The sequence below is a fragment of the Cysteiniphilum halobium genome (assembly GCF_003574425.1).
Lineage (GTDB): Bacteria > Pseudomonadota > Gammaproteobacteria > Francisellales > Francisellaceae > Caedibacter > Caedibacter halobius.
In genome coordinates this window covers 91783-110614 of the sequence record NZ_QLIU01000022.1, presented here as the reverse complement: position 1 = coordinate 110614, position 18832 = coordinate 91783, and the positions used below count along the sequence as shown (strand labels likewise).

14 protein-coding genes are annotated in these 18832 nt (G+C 34.7%); 4 read left to right on the top strand and 10 right to left on the bottom strand.

Features of this window, described 5'->3' with window-relative positions:
* Window positions 1-82: 82 nt before the first annotated feature.
* Window positions 83-4585, top strand: coding sequence for a non-ribosomal peptide synthetase (locus tag DNK85_RS05190; RefSeq protein WP_119328509.1), 4503 nt, complete (start codon window positions 83-85; stop codon window positions 4583-4585).
* A gap of 11 nt (window positions 4586-4596) precedes the next feature.
* Window positions 4597-5802: a PAS domain-containing protein gene (locus tag DNK85_RS05185; RefSeq protein WP_119328508.1), complete on the top strand. Its 1206-nt coding sequence runs from the start codon at window positions 4597-4599 to the stop codon at window positions 5800-5802.
* A 29-nt stretch (window positions 5803-5831) separates the two neighbouring features.
* On the opposite strand, the gene DNK85_RS05180 is transcribed toward DNK85_RS05185, so the two are convergent.
* From DNK85_RS05180 to DNK85_RS05170, 3 genes are all read right to left on the bottom strand, one after another.
* Window positions 5832-6641, bottom strand: a complete 810-nt coding sequence (locus DNK85_RS05180; RefSeq protein ID WP_162896537.1) for a hypothetical protein — start codon at window positions 6639-6641, stop codon at window positions 5832-5834.
* A 50-nt stretch (window positions 6642-6691) separates the two neighbouring features.
* Window positions 6692-7507, bottom strand: coding sequence for a helix-turn-helix transcriptional regulator (locus tag DNK85_RS05175; protein ID WP_119328506.1), 816 nt, complete (start codon window positions 7505-7507; stop codon window positions 6692-6694).
* Window positions 7508-7577: 70 nt separating this feature from the next.
* Window positions 7578-8372, bottom strand: a complete 795-nt coding sequence (locus DNK85_RS05170; protein ID WP_119328505.1) for a helix-turn-helix transcriptional regulator — start codon at window positions 8370-8372, stop codon at window positions 7578-7580.
* Window positions 8373-8586: 214 nt separating this feature from the next.
* Between DNK85_RS05170 and DNK85_RS05165 the strand changes: the two genes are divergently transcribed.
* A complete protein-coding gene (locus DNK85_RS05165) occupies window positions 8587-9345 on the top strand; it encodes a hypothetical protein (protein ID WP_119328504.1) in 759 nt (252 codons plus the stop codon).
* Window positions 9346-9414: 69 nt separating this feature from the next.
* Window positions 9415-10866, top strand: a complete 1452-nt coding sequence (locus DNK85_RS05160; protein WP_119328503.1) for a hypothetical protein — start codon at window positions 9415-9417, stop codon at window positions 10864-10866.
* Between the two features lie 67 nt (window positions 10867-10933).
* Here the strand turns inward: DNK85_RS05160 and DNK85_RS05155 are convergent, their stop codons facing one another.
* The 7 genes from DNK85_RS05155 to DNK85_RS05125 all read right to left on the bottom strand — a co-directional run bounded on the left by DNK85_RS05155 (window position 10934) and on the right by DNK85_RS05125 (window position 18802).
* The gene (locus DNK85_RS05155; RefSeq protein ID WP_119328502.1) at window positions 10934-11728 is read right to left on the bottom strand and encodes a hypothetical protein; all 795 of its coding nucleotides are present in this window, start codon (window positions 11726-11728) and stop codon (window positions 10934-10936) included.
* 156 nt (window positions 11729-11884) lie between these two features.
* On the bottom strand, window positions 11885-12646 hold the full coding sequence (locus tag DNK85_RS05150; protein WP_119328501.1) for a hypothetical protein: 762 nt from the start codon (window positions 12644-12646) through the stop codon (window positions 11885-11887).
* Between the two features lie 31 nt (window positions 12647-12677).
* Window positions 12678-13823 (bottom strand): hypothetical protein, encoded by a 1146-nt coding sequence (locus DNK85_RS05145; protein WP_119328500.1) that lies wholly within the window; start codon window positions 13821-13823, stop codon window positions 12678-12680.
* A gap of 108 nt (window positions 13824-13931) precedes the next feature.
* On the bottom strand, window positions 13932-14228 hold the full coding sequence (locus DNK85_RS05140; RefSeq protein WP_119328499.1) for a hypothetical protein: 297 nt from the start codon (window positions 14226-14228) through the stop codon (window positions 13932-13934).
* A 142-nt stretch (window positions 14229-14370) separates the two neighbouring features.
* Window positions 14371-15174: a hypothetical protein gene (locus tag DNK85_RS05135; protein WP_119328498.1), complete on the bottom strand. Its 804-nt coding sequence runs from the start codon at window positions 15172-15174 to the stop codon at window positions 14371-14373.
* A gap of 224 nt (window positions 15175-15398) precedes the next feature.
* Complete coding sequence (locus DNK85_RS05130) at window positions 15399-18365, bottom strand: DotA/TraY family protein (RefSeq protein ID WP_119328497.1); 2967 nt, start codon at window positions 18363-18365, stop codon at window positions 15399-15401.
* Window positions 18362-18802 carry a hypothetical protein gene (locus DNK85_RS05125; protein ID WP_119328496.1) on the bottom strand — a complete coding sequence of 147 codons (441 nt, stop codon included), beginning with the start codon at window positions 18800-18802 and terminating at the stop codon, window positions 18362-18364. Before DNK85_RS05125 ends, DNK85_RS05130 begins: the two co-directional genes overlap by 4 nt.
* Window positions 18803-18832 lie beyond the last annotated feature (30 nt).

Here is an 18832-nt window from a genome sequence, read left to right as displayed (position 1 = left end):
GTTACTGGCATGATGATACTATTTGTGGATATGCTATTACACATAAAAAAGAGCACTAAACGTAAGAGTGGGGTAGGAAGTGATGTGCCTTCAGTTAACAAAACAACAAGATGAATTATGGTACGCATACAAACTCGATCCAAAGGCAAATAACTACAATATTTCTGTATCGTATCGTGTTGAGGGCAGCTTAGATAAAGAGAAATTTAAATCAATTTATCTGACGATTGGTAATCATTTTGAAGCATTTAAAACACGGTTTATTGAAAAGGATGGTAAAGCATCTCAAGTCATACTTGATCATTTTGTTGGTGAATTGATTTATCAGAGACTTAATAATGCAACTGAGCAAGAAGCCCTTAATATAATTGAAGTATTAAGAGCCAAGCCATTTAACCTTGAAAAAGATTGGTTATTTAGAGCCATTTTAATCCAAGCAGATGATCACACACATTATTTTCAGTTTGTCTGGCATCATATTATATCAGATGGACTCACAGCGATTGTCTTTAGTGAAGTCTTTGAAAAACTTTATAACGATGGCTTAGAAGCCATTAACCAATTCAAAACCTATCCTTTAGCAGATTATTTGCAATATGAAGCATCAATAATCGCTAACAAGAAAAAAGAAGCAGTTGACTACTGGCAAAACTACCTTAAAGGGTGTCAGCAAAATGAACTGGCTAAATACATGCATGATGAAACAGGGAAAATTAATCGTAAACGGCTAAATATCGACTCTAAAGCCCTAAAAAATCTGCTTAAAGCACATGAAATAACCCCATTTATCTTTCTCAATGCATTGATGAGTGTCTTTATTTTTAAATGCTTTCACTTAACAGATATTCTGTTATCTTACCCTAAAAACATACGACCTAATAAATTTGACAAGATAATCGGTTATTTTGTAAGCATATTTCCTATGCGTGTGCAATTGTCGCCAGATATGACTTTTGCTGACTTGCTTTATAATATAAAACAACAGTATAAAGAAGATAGAAATTATCAAGAAATTGCATTTGAGGAAATACAGAAAGCATTAAAGTTTGATATAAAGCCAAATATATCAGTCATCGAAACCTGTATTTTCTCTCACCCCATGCAGTTGAATAATCTTGAAGTTAAGCATTTAGAATTTTTCTATGGTGACAAAACAACTACGCTGAGTTTTACATATGATAAAACTGCTTTGTGTTATGAAATCGTTTATGATGCAAACTATATTCCTAACTATTTCATTGAATATTTTGAAAATTTGATCAATGCAGTCTTAGCTGATACAGATAGAGCATTATCCAGCTATGAGTTAATGTCAACTGATCAAAAGAAACGGCTCTGTAATTGGAATAATACTGATAAGCCCTACCCAAAAGATAAAACGATCCATCAATTATTTGAAGAACAAGTCAAAAAAAATCCAGATAATATCGCCATTGTTTTTGAAGACGAACAACTTAGCTATGCTCAGTTAAATGTCAAAGCCAATCAACTGGCAAGGTACTTAAGATCAATTGCCACCATTGAGCCTGATACTTTAATCGTGATAGCTTTAGATAAAAGTTTAGAAATGGTTATTGGTATTTTGAGTGTTTTAAAATCAGGGACTGCTTATGTACCAATTGATCTGAGTTATCCCGATGAAAGAGTTAAATACATACTTGATGACACCAAAGCGTCTTTGGTACTGTCACAATCACAGTATGTCTCAAGATTATCATCTATTTCAAATGCAAATATCATTGCGCTTGATAGTCATTGCTACAAAGGCTTACCAATTGAGAACTTAATACCGATAAGCACAGCAAATGATTTGGCTTACGTGATTTATACTTCGGGAACAACTGGACAACCTAAAGGGGTTTGCATATCGCACAAAAGTTTATGTAATATGGCATTTTCACAGCAGGAAAGCTTAAATATCAATACAAGATCAAAAATTTTGCAATTTGCATCTATTGGTTTTGATGCCTCAGTATGGGAGATTTTTGGTGCATTAAGCTTTGGCGCTCAATTATACATCATCTCAGATGAAGCAAAAACTGACAGAAACTACATTAGCCAATATATTACTAGTCATCAAATCACGACTGCTTTATTACCACCAACTATGCTTGGGATACTGTCAACTGATAACATGAATAGCTTACAATATTTACTCACAGGTGGAGAAGCATGTAATCATTCAATAGTAAATAAATGGTCGCCAAATAGAAATTTCATTAACGCTTATGGATTAACTGAAACAACAGTATGTACTACTATGCATCACTACAACCATGGTAAATCCAGTACAAATATTGGCAAGGGAATTACCAATAATAAATGCTATGTTGTTGATCTATGTAACAACCTTGTGCCAATCGGTATTATTGGTGAATTATATATTGGTGGTTCAGGCCTGGCACGTGGTTATCTTAACAACCCTAAGTTAACTGCTGAGAAATTTATTCCGAATCCATTTGCTACTGAAACAGATAAAGCCAATGGTTATAACCATTTGTATAAAACAGGGGATTTAGTTCGATGGCTACCTGACGGTAATTTAGAGTACATTGGACGCAAGGATAAGCAAGTTAAAATCCGCGGATTTAGAATTGAGCTGTCTGAAGTTGAATATGCTTTAAGCAATATCACGGGAATTCAACAAGCTGTTGTTATCAATAGAGCAATTAATAATGAACAATATCTTTTTGCTTATTACACGGCGAATCAACAAATTAATCCTGAATCAATACTAGATAAGCTGACTAACAAGCTGCCACATTACATGGTGCCAATTGCTGCCTTGCAAATTAATGAGATACCATTAACTATTAATGGCAAAATTGATATTAATGCTTTACCTGAGATTCGCTTTGAAAGCACTCAAACTTATATTAAACCAAGAACAGAGCAAGAAAGAATTGTCTGTCAGGCATTTTCTAATGTGCTGCTTATTGAAAAAATAGGCATTGAGGATGATTTTTTTAAGCTTGGCGGTAATTCTATTAAGGCAATCCAACTGTCAATCGTGTTACAATCAAATCTTGAGATCGATGTCGCTGAAATTTTTGATTTACGTACACCAAGAAAGCTCGCGCATAATAAGCGAATTACCCATGATTTGTTGATTTCTAAGCTAGAACAAATCAAACAAAAATATGCCAACCAACGGATCAAAAAACATGAAAAGCTTAATTCAGCACGATTGCTTAAAAAAGAGCAATATTTATCTAAAATAGCCAGCACGCCAACAGTAAAATATAGGACCAAACCGATTCATAACGTCTTATTAACTGGAGCCACTGGTTTTTTGGGTTGCAACCTGCTCAATCAGTTATTAACATTAACAACCTATAGAGTTTTCCTATGTATTAGAGCAAAAGATAAGACACATGCAATGGAACGTATAGCGCATAAATACCAATTTTACTTTGATATGTCTTTAGAAGATAACTTTGCTGGTCGTGTGGTTTATATCCCCTGTGATTTAGAAAAAAGGCAAATAGGCATATCAGATGATCAATATCATCAACTAACGCAAAATATCGATAGCATTATCCATTGTGCTGCGTTAGCAAAACACTATGGTATTGAACAAGTATTTTATAACGCTAATGTCACATCAACCATCAATTTACTTAAACTTTGTGAATTAACTCATTTAAAAGATTTCCATTATATTTCCACTTACTCTGTCATGACAGGCATTGCCAATGAAACGGTTCTCACTGAGGATGATCAATTAACCCTTGATGGTGAATGTAACTCACCATATACCAAAACCAAATACCTCGGTGAAATCAATACCATTAAGTGGCGTGAAAGAGGAATTAACAGTAGTGTTTATCGTGTTGGTAACTTAGCCTTTATGCAACACAATAGCAAAGTACAGGAAGATGTTAAAGACAATGCATTTGCAACCTATATTATCTTTATCCGCAAATTAGGTTGTATAGCTAACAATATGAATGAAGTTGAGATTTCACCTGCCGATGTAACGGCAACAGCTATCGTGAAAATGTTTGATAAATGTGAGTTAAGCAATCGTACTCATCATCTATTTAATCCAAATAAAATTAAATTATCTAAAATGCTGAGTGCGAAAAATCACACAATCACCATCGTAAATTTTGAAACTTTTATTGACAGACTAGTTAACTATTTACAACACAATGATGACTGTGATTTAATTGGACGATTTTTATTACGCATGGGATGGCACACTGACAGTAAAAATGGTCATTTTATTAAAAGTAACAGTACTGCTATTTTGCAAAACAAAACGGAATCCATATTTAAGATGATAGATTTTCAATGGACAATATCCAGTGACCAACAGTTAAAAGTCTATATTGAAAAATTAAACTCAATTTTTAATACAGGTTTAGAAAATTCATCCCAGTTTTTTGAATTAGAGAAACATCGAGGAAACACTAGGAAATTTATAAATGCAATGCAACTAAAAACACTGCAATTCTTCAAATCACATAAAAAAGCAATTTCATCACTTATTGGTGGATTGTTGCTTATAGCACCATTGCTTTATACTTTAGAGCTTTTAGATATTACTGCTATGCTACAGTTTGCAGATATAAACAGTTAAGGAATCACAATATGTCAACAAATACTGATGCTACTCCAGAATTTGAATCTTTTGCTGAATTGATTCCAGAGCCAGTTTATTGGCTGGATTTAAAACAGAGAATAATTGGCTTTAGTTCATCTGCAACAAAAGCAGCTGGCATAGAGTCCAAAGAACAGGTATTGGGAAAAACACCCTATGACCTTTATCCTAAAAAAATGGCCGATAAAATTATTTCACACCATAGAGAGGTTATAAAAACAGGAAAAAAACTAAATTTTGAAGAATCTATTGTTGATAAAAAATATGGTAAGTTGAAGATTTTTGATGCTACTATCATCCCACTATATGATGCCAATAAAAACATTATTGGCACATCCGGTATTTCCATCGACATCACCGAACGTAAACGCCTTGAAGAAGAAACCATAAAACAAAAGAATCAATTGGAGAAAAAGTTAGCATTTCAACGAAATTACATTAGATCATACGGCTATGAGTGGATAGATGCTCTTAAAAATATTTCGCTTGCCATTAATACTATTGGGGAAAAATTAATAGAGTCTACTACTATTCCAGAAAGCCTTGAAATTGCTGTGAATAATCAACTCTACAAAATCAACGAAAGCTTATCTGAAATGTATACCATGTATCAAAAGATTAATAGCACAATTATCAGCGAAGATGAAGATCTTAAACACACTAACCAAGAAAATAGCATCCCTATGTACTTAGAAGATTTAATTGCACCAGAAATTGGTATTGCCAATGCCTTAATTAATGCTAAATATGATGTTAAAGTGTCATTCGAGATGGATGAACAGTCAAAACAAAAGTTAAATGTTGATTGTAGAAAACTTCGCCACATTATTAGAACGCTACTCGCTAATTATACAAAAGGAATTAATAAACACTCTCTAAAAAGCGATATTAACTTAAAAATTACCGGCAAAGATGGAGTGCATAACAAACTTTATGTGACATTTGAATTTAAAGGCAATATGCCATTTTTAGAACTGGAAAACGATACAATCCGAGCAGAGTATTTAATGTATGAACAAAATAATAATTTTGCGATGGATAGGCACGGATTTGCATATGAGCTTGCTTTAGCTAAGCACTATACTAATTTACTTTGTAAAGGTGATGAACAATTAATCGATTATTTATTTGAAGGATCCAATTTCTCATTTACTTTACCCTTTCTCAAAATCATTAATGATGAAGAAAAATACTAATTGTGCAATAGATTGAATATAAAAAACTCTCAGTTCATATAATTGATATATGCTAAGTATCTTCTGTGTTCATGTGATTGGGATATTTTAACAAAGAGTTCATAACGGTTGTTCACTCTTAGCTTTTGTACCATTGAAGCAATCAATCCCTCAATGGTTCTCGGTGAACGGCCAACACATAATGCAAGTGCTTTAACCTCATAATGACCATTATAAATAGCTAAAAAGCATAGATTCTCAGTATACGTCAATTCGCTAAACTGAGGGGTGGGTATAAATTTTGTAAGCAAATTTTTGGATGGATTTACATTTTTGAATGTGAATGCATCTAAATCAATATCCATAGTATTCTGCGACACCAATTGATCAAGCGCTTGATGTAACTGCCTAAAATGTCCTCCATAAAATAATTTATTTGCAATAAGAGCATCTTTTTTCTTTAAAAATATACACAAAAAACTAATTGAATAGTCATGGTGATAATGCAAATGCCATGGCAAAGCATGCCTTACCTCCTTGGTAAGAATATGATCAACACAAAAAGAATTATTATGTGATTGATATACTGCATTCTTATAACCAACATCATTAATCGTAGGAGATAATAGCAAGGTTTCAAAATCAAGAAAAATTCTTTTATCCGCCTCAGGCGAAGTATAATAATCGCTCAAGCTATCATTTACCAATAACGGTAGTGCCAACACGCCACCATGAGAATAACAACGATGGTATATTAACGACTCTACAGATAAAGCTAAATTTGCACTCTCTAAGATTTTATTTAATTTACATACATACCTTTTGTAACTTTTTGTGTAGATTTCCTCTACTGTATTCATTTGCTGCTCCATAAGCACACGTAGATATAGCTCACCCAGAATAAATTGACTTAACACATAGATAACTTTTCATTACCGGCTATTAAGTGGCTTAAACATGAATAATCATTTCCTATTTTCACAAAGAGTTCATATCTATTCTTACACTCTAACTTATCTAAAACACTACGCATTAAACCTTCAACTGTTCGAACAGATCGATTTAAATATATCGCAACTTGCTTTGTCTCATAAAGCCCTTGACATATTGCCAATAAAAATGACTTTTCTGATCTTGTTAAATCGGGAAATATTTTTGGCATGTTATGTTGTTTAAAACACAGTTGACCCTGTTTTGTATTAACCAAAAAATCACGAACTAAGTAATGATATTCTTGGCGCAATGAATCAAATAGTTTTCGCGTTAAAGCAAGAACATTAAGATGCGCATATTGAATGCTAACCTCAAGGTAGTTAGTCTTTTTAATGAATATACATAAATTAGCGATTGATTGATTCCCTATCTTGAGATACTGAATAGGCAAAATGTTAAATGCTTCTTGTGTTACAAGGGATAAGTGATATGGATAACTATCTTTGGAGCAAATATTTAGTTCCTCTAATGTCACAACTTTTGGGCGATTAAGTACGTTTAGAAAAGAAGATATATATGCTTTTTCAGACTGAGCCCAATCATAAAAGCTCTCCAGGTATTTTAATGGAATAGTAATTGCTACTCCTGAATTAAAAGTTTCCGTATAAGTCAAACCCTCAATATCAAACGGTAGATTCATAGATTGAACAATCTTATTAAAGGTATGCTCATGTTTTTTCCAATGATAGTGATGTATGTCTTGCAAGGTACATTTTTGATTTGCAAACTCCATTAGAACTCCATAGGTTGATTTATATTCTAGTTTTATTGTAATTATTAAAACAATAGCTATTTGCTTTTATCTACCAGCCTTTCATCATCAAACAACGCATCACATCATGCATTTTACTTATTTTAACCGCTAACTCATATTTGTTATTGCAACTGAGCTTCTGTGAAAGTCGCGCGATTGTTCCTTCAATTGTTCTAGGTGATTTATGCAATTTCAATGCAATTTCCTTTGATTCAAAATATCCAGTATAAATTAGTTTAAGACAAGCTAATTCTTGAGTTGTCAATCTAGATAAAAACTCAACAACTATATTCTCATTAGTCCCCTTAAAAATAATAGGAGAAATATCATTTGAAATATCAAACTCTAGAGCAATACGTGTCTTGCAGTCAAATAAATAGGATTCAATTGCCGCTATGCATTGATCTAACAAAAGCTGTTTATCGCTAAAAAAACCCATAACAGTATATGAAGTCAGCACTGAAAGTCTGCTAATTGAATTATCGTCATTATATTTAAGGTAAGTCAAACAATAATCAAATTTATTGATATTTCTAATAAAAGCATAACTAGATTGATCGTCACTGCATAAAAAAGCACTTAATTCATGATACCATATCATTTTTGGAATTTTGGTGAGGTTGCTTAAACAAAATGCAGGATCTTTAGTTGGACTCCCTTCTAACCAGGCACCATATATGTCATGCTCTAGAACCGGTACGTTAATGACTTCTCCATTTGCAAATAATCTCGTATAAGACAACCCAGTAGCATATAATTTATCAATCACAGGGTACATTAATCTCTTTAACGCATTTCTATGTTTTGCAAAGCTCCATTTGTGCACTTCTTGAATCGTTGGCATCTATTTATGCATGACGGTGATATCATGGGCATATTATACATAATAATTAAACACTGTCTACTCAATCAAGATTGCCCCACCCTACGGCACTACAACAATAAGCAGCATTTTGTTAAAAAAATCATCATTCTGTCCGGTTTTTTAGACTAACATCGCTCCGATGATGTTTTTCCCTAATAATTGCCTCTGTTTTATAACCTAGTAGAGATTTTTGATGAGAAAAATTTATTTTATATTACCGGCTTTATTCTTTATACAAAGCATAAGCTATGCAAATAGTAAACCCATTAATTCAGTATCTGAGTTAGATACTGCTATCCAAATATCATTAAGCGAAGATGACAGCAGAACCGCGCTTGCTGCAAATGACTGGTTTTATATAAATGTTTATGGCGGGCTATCTTATAAAGCTTTCCCAAAATCTGAACAAGCTGTTTTTCGCTCGGATGTTGGGACTTATGATATTTACCAGCCAGCCAAACGTTACTCTCCTTATTTTGCTGCCGAGTTTGGAATACGGCCGTGGAGATATCTAACATTTGGTATAAGATATTGGAATACATTCAATACCGATGCTCAACTGAGGGATAGTAATGGTAAGGTAAAATTCCCCAATGGTGACATTAAAATGTCCTTTTCTGGAATTAATATTTTAGTAAGCGCACGCTTACCTCTTCCTGCAATTAACAGTGAGGTCATATTATCCAGTGGCCCGGCAATTATTTTCTCTCAGTTTAATCCAACAACTACTATTGCCAGTTATGATAACCCCGCGTTGAAAAAGATAAACAACACAAACATCCGACCTTTTGTTGCAGTAGGTTATCAATATTTATTGCCATATTCATTAACACTTGGATTGGAAGCACAATATATTTTTGGAATTGGTAAAGATGTTTACTCACCATATTACGGCAGTAGCTATGTGCCTAATATATTCAATCTGTCATTAAGCATTGGATATCATTTTTAACAACATCACTAGCACCAACAAATTATTTTATAGTTCATAAAAAATATCATATCAACAGGAGAAAATTCGATGAAAATTAAAGTATTGATCTGTGGGTTCACACTAGGGGTTAGCACCATTGCTAATGCTAACGTTCCACATCTTGACCCTCATGACTTACCATCACTTGGAAGTTTAATTACAGCACTTAATGGCTGGGAAGATCCACTTAATGCAACTTCCACACAGGCAGCAAATGCTGAAACACATGCCAATAACGCTGAAACAACAGCGACAACAGCCAAGACTCAAGCCGACACTGCAGCAGCAACCGCTAATAGTGCAAATACAATAGCACAACAGGCAATAAAAACGGTTGCAACCTTTGATACGCGTCTTATTAATGCAGAAACTGATGCTACGGATGCTAAAAGTAAAGTACAACAGGCAAATGTCGATGCACAAGAGGCAAAAACTAGCGCTATAGAGGCTAAGAATAAAGCACAACAGGCAAGTGTCGATGCACAAGAGGCAAAAACTAGCGCTATAGAGGCTAAGGATATAGCAACAAAAGCCAAAGAATCCGCCGACAAAGTGGATCAATTTGATCAACGGATTACCAATGCAGAAAATAATGCTGAAAACGCTAAAACTACTGCAGAAGATGCAAAAGCCAAGGCTCAAACAGCAAGTGATGATGCAACTAAAGCACAGCAGAACGTTGATGAGCTGGATCAAATCTACTCAGGGAAAATTGCTGCCTTAAATAAGCAAATTAATGACTTAAATAACATTATTAAGGATGAAGTTGCCGATAGAACAATCAAGGCCCAAGATTGGCAATCTTTAGACGAACTAATTAAGTTAGCACAAACTTCCCCTCATATTAACCCAAAGCTTGATGCAGATCATCCGGTAATTATTAAGCTTGCACCAAAAGAGTACATCATTGATCATAGCATTTATATTCCAGCAGGAATAGTCATTGATGGAGACAACAAAGCATCTTTACATCGTTATAGAGATGCGCGCTACAACGATCAAATTATACTTTATGCTCCGGGAAAATTAAGTAACCTAAACCTTATTAATGATGCATCTGTATCAACTAATAGAAATGACATAATATCAGCAATGGTTGAATTGGTAAGCGAAAGTTCTGATACGCCAAAGTATAGTTTCACATTTAATAACATCCACTACTCAGGCGGAGATAACTCTGTTTTTGTTCAAGATAATCTAGGCACCATCACGAGTGGTAGGAGCTATAAAGTGAAATTTGACCACTTTGTTTCTGACACAGAAAGATCTGTTATTTGGGCTGCACAAGGAAGTCAATTTACACACCATTTTAACCCTGCTGATGTCTATGCCTATTGGTTCTCAAGCGCAGCCAAAGGAGTTTATATCTCTAACTCTACAATGTGTATCAGCAATTTAGCTAATAACGGTAGCTTCCCTCCTTATGAAGATAAACAGATACTATCAAATGTCAATATCTCAAACTCTTCAGTAACAGACTATAGTAAATCATGTATGTGATTGATAATACTATCTGCCTCAACTTAATCCTCTACTGTGTAGAGTTCAATTACAATAGTTATAGTCTTTACGCCAACAACCAATAGCGCTTTGCATATTCAAATAGCTCATAACTTTCTGACAACCCAAGTAACTGCTTAAGACGCTGTGTGTAATTATCAACACTTCGATGAGAGACTTGCATGTTCTTAGCTAATGCTTTTTTCTCAGTGATACCATGACCTAATAGCGTAAAACACTGCATCTCTTTATCACTTAAATCAAGTGCCACTTGAATATTTTTATCTTTTGGCGCTTTAAGCCAGTGTGGAGGTAAGGTGAGAAGGCAAAGATCTTCAGAATGTATCACAAACTGATCATAATATCTTATGGTTAAAGGCGCAATATCAGTTACCAGATCATATAGCATGGCGTATAGCTCTGCTATCTTTAAGTAAAGTGAAGTTATGTTATGTATACTATCAAAATATAAGACAAAACGGTGTGCATTACTCTCCAACCAAAAATAATAAGAAACTGCATAACAATCACCATACTTAGACTGCTTAGGTGTAAATAAACTTTGCCAGGCTTGTGCGTGAACCGCAATTTCAGATAAATGACAAAATCGTGGCAGCAGTCCAATCAAATCATAGCTAAAATAAGGATCTTCATAGCGATATTGGTTATTGCTGTGAAAGCGATAAGCATATTTATGCAGCTGCAAAGGCGCACACCATGTAAAGGACTCATTAATCAATGCATAATCAATGCCACAGCAATTAAAAGTATCCATTATTTTTTTAAGCTTTTCTTCCAAAGCAAACTGGCTCACCGACTCCAGACTACTTGTCATTGTGATGGTGTTGTCATCTTGAGTCATTTTTCCTTTAAGAGGTATCGACGGCATTCAATTAAAGCTAGATAATATAGGTATGTGAAGATATTACGTCACATTCAGTATAATTTCAATGCAAATGAGAAAATCATCGTCTACAAAGTTCAGTTGCCAACGAAGTTGGCTTTGCTTGTATTATAACTACCCTCCTTGTGTGCAAGCAAATACATTCAATTTGGACTGGAATTGATCGTCACTATTAAATAACGACGCAGTATATTGAGGCTGATACTCACCATTTGGTGATAGCATACAGGATAACTCATCAATATACGCAAGGCATTTATTATTTAATTTAGCACGCTGACTTTTACATGGATTTAAACAAATATTCTCTTTTAGCCATTGACAGTTTAGCATCTCACGCACAACTGCAATTGTATTTTGCAAACCATGCTCAGTCAGATCAAAGGATAACTGACAAGGAGTATGCCGATCTAGTGCATCAACAAAATCTTTTATCTGGTCAATCGTCATCGGTGCATCTTTAGGAATATCCATCATTGATGCTATTACTTGATTATCACTGTCGCTAAAAGTTTCAGCATGTATGGCATCAACGCGCTCTTGCTTTAGCTGCTCCTGAAATTCTCCTCGCTTATCTTCATAAGCAATTCTTAATTCTTGATAAAAAGTTTTGATCTCTTCAAGATTTTGATCTAAAGCTTCTTGCATTTCTTCACTAATAGTCTCGTTGTGACGATGCGCTAATGCAGCTGCCTTAAGATAACGATGCAACCGAGTCAATAGCTGATCTAATTGGTTCTGTAAATGCTTAATTTTATCGTGCTCTTGATGTAATTGGTTTAAGAAGGCAAGCAAAGGCTTTTTAAACTCGAATTGTTGCCGCTGATGTAGTAGCTCTTGATATATATTCTTAATTTTTGACTGTAATAATGACATATAAATAATCCTCTTTTGCTTGATTATCGTCTTAGACAACCTTAAGATCTGAACGCACTACCGCATCTTGAACTTGCTCTCCCATATAGTAGCCACAAAATGTTTTAAGCATATCTTCATTGCGTTTGTTATGAATATCAAAAATATCCGTAAGCTCCTTGCGAGCATTCTCTGAGAAGAGAAAATTACCTTGATCATCCTTTTGTCCAATCATTTGTTGCGCATTAATGCGATAGCCTTTTCTATGCCAATTATCGGCAATTTGCTGATATTTCTCATAGTCTAAATATTCATCATCTTTGTTGTTATCTTTCTTTTTGTATATGGGTGCTAGATTTTCAAAAGTAATTGTCGGTGCTGACATACCTGCTTCTGGCTCTTTCCTACCACTTTTATCATTTTCACTGACTAACTCTGAAGGTTGAGACAGTTTCCGTATTTTCTCATTTGCCACTCTAGGTTGTGGCGTTAAGATACCCAGCATTTTCTTCGCAATCTCATACTTTTGACCTGAATCTGTGATGTCTTTTATTGCACCCATAACCTGTGATTTTAAATTGGCTTTTGTATTGGCACGCAATAGGTCCGCTGTTTCTAACAGTCGATTTGAAAACTCAATGGGATCGCCATTTGACTTAATATTGGTTGATCCATCATGGTTTTGTATGACTGTATATTCTTGCCTTCCTGCTGTTAACTGATAAATCGCTTTATTTTCTTTTTGATCTTTAGTGAATTTTTTAAGCTTATACTCCTCTACAGCATCAGTTGTAGAATTATCCTTCAAACGTGCATTCAAAATATCAACCAGCGATTGCGCTTCTTTTTCGGTATCAATATGTTTTAAATTTGTTAACTTCGCAAAGTTATAATTGATCTCTTTGTCAAACTCGATTTTATTCTTATCGTCCTGCCAAGTTTTACCAAAGATAGCTTTTAGTTCTTCTGCCGTATACTCTGTTTTGCTTAATTCAAATTCGTTGTTTTTCCCTTTTTTAAGTACCTTTTTACGTTGTTCCTGTTGCAATGCTTTAACATTGAGTAAATAGGCATCTTGAGTTTGATTATTCCAATTGTCTTTAGCATAAAAATCATGGTGTGCTATTGCATAAAGTGTATATTTATTACCATCGTTTTTTTTTGCATAAAAAACAGTATTATCTAGCTTAAATGACATAAAAAGCTCCTGTATTTGCTATAGATTTGTGATGTCTACCCATCGCAAAGTGACTTACGATGAATGTCAAGAAAATATTTTGAAAGGTGTCAAAACGCTAGGCAGCTACTACTTTTTAGGTGTATTATCAACATTACCATTCAAAGTGCTATTAAACATTCTGCCATTGTACTGATCTGCCTCAAACTGCTGTTGAGGGAGCTGGGTATACCAATTCTGCTTTGACGAACTGTTAATACCATCTTGCTCAAGTTTAGCAGCGTTTTTAAAAGTCTCTCTTAGTGCTTCATGTGCAACTTTGTCTGATATGATATTCACCATATAGTGCGCTTGTGAATCTGCTGCTATCTTTGTGTCTTTCATTTCTAAGGCTTTACCATTAGCTCTGTCTTTACTATCACTCATGTTTCCCCCTAGAGTGCTTTCTATAATAATTTGCTATACTGCAATTATAGGCACACAATGCCAAAGAGGCTACATCGTTGCTGCATATTCATCAATTTGATGACATTTACATCCAATAAATAGATATAGTAATACAATCACCTCAATAGATTAAACCTGCTGTAGAATTGAAATGATCACCGTATCCATGGATCCAGGGGCATGCACTTGTTCCAAAGCCTTTCGATTGACAAACAAAAACAATCGCAGATTTATCTTTAATGTAGCGCGCCGCCGTCCCCATATTACAAGCTAAAGACCCCTCCTTGATTTGCATGCCACTGTCCAATGTTATACGACATAAATCAGGAGAATTTGCAAATCCAATGCTTAAGTAATTATCAACACCGCCTGTGCTTTTACATGGATTACGATAATAACCACCAGCTAATCGTGCTGCATGCTGACCACATGCTGTAACATCTAACTCTCCTAACCCTAGTGAAATAAATTTATAGGGGAAAAATTTGGCTACAAGCGTTACAGTGACATCAAGGTAATAAGCGTTTGTAAATTTAGACTCAACATGTAGTAAATTATCATCGCCATTCGTATAATCCTCGCTCAATTTTGGATTTTGATCTGAATGTGCATCTATTTCAAATTTAACACCTGCTAAAAAATGATCATTGTTAAATTCATTAATTCTATAGGCGATACCGCCATTGATACGCGTATCACCTCCAGGCCCTGATAACGCATATATATCATAATTATATTCTTGATTTGCAGGAATATCTTTTTTTTCTGAGGTCTTTGATCCATCCCCATGATTCACCCATACTCCTGGATTTACCAAGGTATATGGTGTTTTATTAATAAATTTAATGTGATAACTAGTAGCTGAAAAGCTTAGCACTGGCAACAAAGATATAATTTGCAGTGCTAATTGAACTCTCTTTTTCATTATTCTTATCTTCCTATTTCTTATTTTTTAAAAAATGTAACCTAACCTCAATAGCATTGTTTCCTATGGGATTGGAGAAAAATAAAGTAAAAGGTTTGCAAAGAAAATTTGCTTTCTATCAACACGTCTTAAACACAGACATAGTAATGCTATGGCGAAGTTTAAGCAACACAGATAGAAGGGAAATAGGCAAAGCAAACATTCAGTTTATTTTATAACAATCCCTAAATATTAGGCTTATTTGGATTAACTGGATTGCTAAGATGCGCACTACCTTCACTTTTTTCACCACCACCTTTTTGACTTTTGTGATATTTGTAATTATCTACCGAAGTGCCAACATGCCCTGCACTGGAGCCCAAATTTTGTACTCCTTGCATTTGCTCTTGCCGCCCTTGATTGTGTTTCTCTACAGATTGTGCGCCTGATTGCGCCATGCCTTGAGCATTTTGGACACTTGAAGATTTCATCTCTTGCATATCTTGCTCACCAGCACGCTCATTTTGTGTACCACCCACCCAATGTAGAACCTTATCTGGTAGGATATAAATCAACGAAAAACATTTATAAAAGGCTAAACTAATAAACCCAGCATACATAAACACTAATAAAATATTTAATGATCCTGTGACATAGCTATCGCTTGAAGCACCGTATACATTGCTGATTTGTGTTGCTACAGCATGAAATCCCTTTGCTGAGACGGCAATAATAAGATAAGTCAAAATAATCCCCGTAATGAGTCCACATATCATCAATACCGGTCTTAATACCAGGTTAAGCATTATTTGAATTGCAGGCTCTGCCTTACCATACACCTCGTGTCCTTCTGGATAAACAAGTCCAAGTGCCACAACTGGTGCTGCCACTACTGCTTCAATAATCAATAATAACCAGGCAATTTTACCTGCCCAAAACAATATAAATGGTGTTAATGGAATAACAAGAGCAAATAAAACCGCGTTGGTAAATAAAGTAACCAGTACAAAAAAGACAAGTGGCAACCATATTAAAGACATAGTTAAATTTGTCATCGTGATAAACGTTGCCAATTGCGCACCAAAATCACCAATAGAAGAAATCACACCAGGCAACCCAGGTGTAAAGTAACTAAAAGCAGCCGCTCCCAAGGCTGCTGACTTTGATACTCCCTGAATAGTGCCAACTTCCCATTTAACATCATTTAGCGCTTTATCTGCCTTTTTGGTAATTGAAACTAATGTATCAATAACCATCTTGATTAATGACTGTCCAACACCTTGAATTTGCTTTAATGAGGAAAAAGCATTCTCCATAGAAGCACCAGGCCTAACTGATTCACCAATATTATAAATTTGGTTTAAAATGCCTCCTGCATTCGCATCAAGACTCATTTTTTGAAAAATTTCATTAATAAATTGCTCTGCTGGTGAGGCAATATCAGCAACCACAGCACCTTCATGGAAAAAGCTTACATGATTTAACTGAAACAGACGCACCAAATACAAAAATTGAGTGACATAATTAGCTTTTAATTCTGCCTTTTTTTCACTATTATCCAGCGCAGTTTGAATGACTAAGAAATATTTACCGATATCAGATGAAATAGAAGAAGGAATGATCGCATCTACTAAAGACTTACAGTTAAAATCCTTAATAATATGTGTCTTCTCACCAAACAGCGACTGATATTGCGCTTTACAATACTGATTATCACCGTCGCTATAAGCTTGATGAAAAACATTGACCACCTGCTGCTTGAGCTTACTAAGATCCAACTGAATAAACTTATCGGTTTTATCTTTTTCGGTAAAATCAGTTAGCTTAACCTCTTTACTGTGCTGTGGATTTTTCTGATCCTCTGAAATATCAGGAGATATACTGTATTTAAGAGAGCCATTAATTGCATTGTCAACCAAATCACCAAGAGGTTTGCTGTTTTTGAGATATTGTAGCGTGATCCCTACTTTAGAAATATCAATTTGACTTCGCTGATCGTTATATAGCAAGTCATCAAACACCGCAAAACTATCATGAAATTTCTTTAACACATCTTCAAAATTACTATCTAACTTAAAATACTTCTGATCAGCATTCCACCAGTCATTCTCCCGTTCTTTCTGATCGTCATCTGCAGCTCCATTACTTTGTAGTGAAGTTTTTTCCGCTTCTTTTAGTTGATCTTGAAACCCTCTGGCAATCGATTGAGATAGTGTTGCAATTATATCTTTATCCTTTATATTATCATCTTTTAGATAGGATTCAATTTTCGTTCTATCATTGTAAAAACCTGTAATCATACCAACTGCATTGAAGCAAGAACTTGACTGTGATACTTCATTTTCCTGTTCTTTAGGGCAATAGTTCTTTAGTGCTTGAGAGACATCATTCTCCTTAGGCTGACTAACAGGTAACCTAAAGATATAATGATTAATAATTTTATAGATGTAGTATTGCTCATAACTATCATTTGAAAGGATTGACCATTGCTGCATACCTTGCTTTAAGCGCTCAATATTGCCTGTATTAATGGTATCTTTACCATTATCATCTTTTCCAATATAAATACCATCCAATTGACCATCATCTATCATCTGCTGACTAATATTGCTCTCAATCTTCATTGCCGCTTGTACAATTGACACCTGATCAACTTTAGGTGTGTCATAGGCATCATATCGATCATTACCATTTGCCTTACTAGCAAGATTAGTTAATATATCACTTGAAAATCCAGCCAAAAGATACAAAGCAATATCTGTTTTGACGCCATCAGCAATATCATAACTCATCACTGGTGGCACCTTATTTTGGTCGAGTTTGGTATAAGTTTTTTCCCACACACCATTAGCAAACTGAATACTAACCGATACCATCAAAAAAATCAGATATTGCGCCATACAAAATCCTGATTTTAAAGGGATGGCAAACGTTGATCCGAGAATAACGCGCAAAGGAATCCAGTATGAGCTCCAGTTTTTACCTAAAAAAGTACCATCTTTCGCTGTATTAATTGTGCCAATCACCAGTATAAAGGCATAAATGGCAATGACTGCCATCAAAATGCCAACGTTAAAGTAATAGATAAGCGTTCTTAAAGCGACATCCTTAATTTCACCCGTGAATACTGCTGAAGCTGATGTATTATGGACCGGAAAATGGAAAAGTTGATTTAAGACGTCCCACGCACTCCAATTTTCTGACAACATCATTTCTCTCCTTTAAATAAATCAGAAAACCATTCATGAAAAGTACACCCTAGTTTTTTTCGATATAGCTGATACCGCCAGAAATGATATTTAAATGCATTAGCAAGCATTAACATGATCAGTGATAAAGCAATCAATCCAACCAATATATAGCCTTGGATAAACAAATAAAGCGCATAAAAATAGATAGCAACGGCAACTAATAAACATAAGCGCAATAGCAAGGTAAATTTTTTGATAATATAAACCATGCGCGTATCATCAATACCGGATTTTATCAAATCCTCATATGTCATTTCACACTCAGTTTTTTTTAGTTTTAAAATACTTTTAAAAAGATTACCAATAAAACGATGTTGTGTATGAAATGCATCTACTAGAAACATACGTTTGGTTCGGCGAAATCTAACTTTAGCTTTCTTATCTTTTGCTTTTTTCATGTAACAATACTCAATGCTTATTTATAGTGG